This window comes from Mesobacillus sp., from assembly GCF_057785455.1.
This window is the reverse complement of sequence record NZ_JBYNSB010000067.1, coordinates 1-2,043: the sequence shown is the minus strand read 5'-3', so window position 1 is coordinate 2,043 and position 2,043 is coordinate 1. Positions and strand designations below refer to the sequence as shown.

At 41.4% G+C, this 2,043-nt stretch carries 2 protein-coding genes; both read right to left on the bottom strand.

The annotated features are described in order from the left end of the window. Positions 1 to 355: 355 nt before the first annotated feature. Positions 356 to 1,810, bottom strand: coding sequence for an NADPH-dependent glutamate synthase (gltA, locus tag AC3EBE_RS24750; RefSeq protein WP_488597691.1), 1,455 nt, complete (start codon positions 1,808 to 1,810; stop codon positions 356 to 358). Further along, the coding region (locus AC3EBE_RS24745; protein WP_488597690.1) for an iron-sulfur cluster-binding protein at positions 1,807 to 2,043 on the bottom strand (237 nt) is incomplete at its 5' end. The genes gltA and AC3EBE_RS24745, both read right to left, overlap by 4 nt.

Sequence of the window (2,043 nt, the reverse complement as noted above, 5' to 3'; positions counted from 1 at the left end):
TCGGGATATTTGTTAATGGATATGCAGGAGTGCATAAATCTTTCAATTCATCAGTTAAACCCATAATCCTTAATGAGCATTAAATACCTGTTGATTTTATTGTCATTGCGAGCACCCGAAGGGTGCGCCTGCCTGTGCTATGCCTGCCTGTGTGATGCACGCTGACAGGTGGCAATCTGATTAGAAAATATGAGATTGCTTCGTTTCTCTAGCAAAGACTACGGATTATGGAATACTCAAAGGCATTTTTTAATGTATTTTAACATATTTCCTCTTCTCGTGGTTATCCCGCAAACTGCACATTTTATGGTTCGCCATAGTGCTTGGGACATAAGGTTAGATTTCCTTCAACAGCTTATTTTATAGAGCAAATTGATTTGTTCTTGCTGGATTCTTTGCCACTCAAAAATCTGTGAATTTCTGCAGCAGCTAGTTTGCCTGCACCCATAGCGCTGATTACCGTAGCAGAGCCTGTTACCACATCCCCTCCTGCCCAGAGTCTTTTTATTGAACTTTCCCCTGTATTTTCATTAACGATGATGGTGCCATATTTAGACTTCTGGATTTTATCATAATCCCTAAAAACAAGCGGATTAGGATTGGTACCAAGAGCCATAATTACAGTATCAACCTCAATAATGAACTCAGAATCGGGAATAGGAATAGGCTGACGTCTTCCTTTGCTATCTGGCTCTCCGAGTTTCATTCTGATACATTTAATTGCGATTACATTTCCATTGCTGTCACCAAGAATCTCAAGGGGATTGGTGAGGAATTCAAACTTGACTCCCTCATCTTCAGCATGTTTAAATTCGTTAATTCTTGCGGGCACCTCCTCTCGTGATCTGCGATATATTATCCGCACCTCTCCAAATTCAACACCTATAATTCTCTGTAGTCTCAATGAGCATCGCGCCGAATCCATAGCTACATTACCTGCTCCTATTACGGCTACTCGCTTGCCTATCCTAACAGGGGTATCATATTTAGGAAAGAGATATGCCTTCATCAGATTAATCCTTGAAAGAAATTCATTCGCTGATATTACCCCAATGTAATTTATGCCTGGAATATTCATAAAAATTGGCAAACCGGCGCCTGTCCCAATAAAAACTGCATCATATTTATTAAGCAGTTCATGAAGTGTCATTGTCCTGCCGATTATGTGGTCAGTCTTTATTTCGATTCCAAGGCAATTCACGGCGTAGTCAATTTCTGAAGCTACTATTGACTTGGGTAACCTGAACTCAGGGATGCCATAGGTGAGAACGCCTCCGGGATGATGAAGTGATTCAAAAATTATGACATGATGCCCTTCCTTTGCAAGATCTACAGCGCATGTAAGTCCAGCAGGACCTGAGCCAACTACTGCCACTTTTTTGCCGGTGTAGTTTGGCTTAATCAATGGACATGTTCGGTGTGCAAGCTCATAATCCCCAATATACCTTTCGAGATTGCCAATAGCCACAGGTTCGCCAGTCTTTCCGAGAATGCAACTGCCTTCGCATTGGGTTTCCTGAGGGCAGACACGGCCACAAATTGCTGGAAGATTATTTTTAATTTTCATCAATCTTATGGCTTCGGTTATATTGTTTTGCCGAATGGCATTAATAAACTGAGGGATAAGTACTCCTACTGGACAGCCTTTCACACAAGTGGGCTTTTTACATTGCAGGCAGCGATTAGCCTCTGCTATAGCAATTTCTTCAGTATAGCCAAGGGAAACTTCATTAAAATTACTTCTTCTTTCAAATCTGTCCTGAAGCGGCATTTCATAGCGAGGGATTTTAGCACTTTTTTTTGCTTTCATTTATTATCTCTTCCCCTGCCAATAGATTGCTCAAGATGACAAATATGCTCCCACTTTTTAATCGAAACTGCTTCTTCATTGCGATATATTCCCTGTCGTTGAATAAGGCTGTCCCATGCAATCTTATGCCCATCGAATTCTGGACCATCAACACATACAAATTTTGCCCCTTCTTCATGAAGCACCCTGCAGCCTCCACACATACCTGTGCCGTCTATCATTATAGTATTAAG

Excerpts from the sequence above, each read along its gene's own strand:
- gltA (WP_488597691.1), bottom strand. The coding sequence starts at position 1,810 with ATGAAAGCAAAAAAAAGTGCTAAAATCCCTCGCTATGAAATGCCGCTT.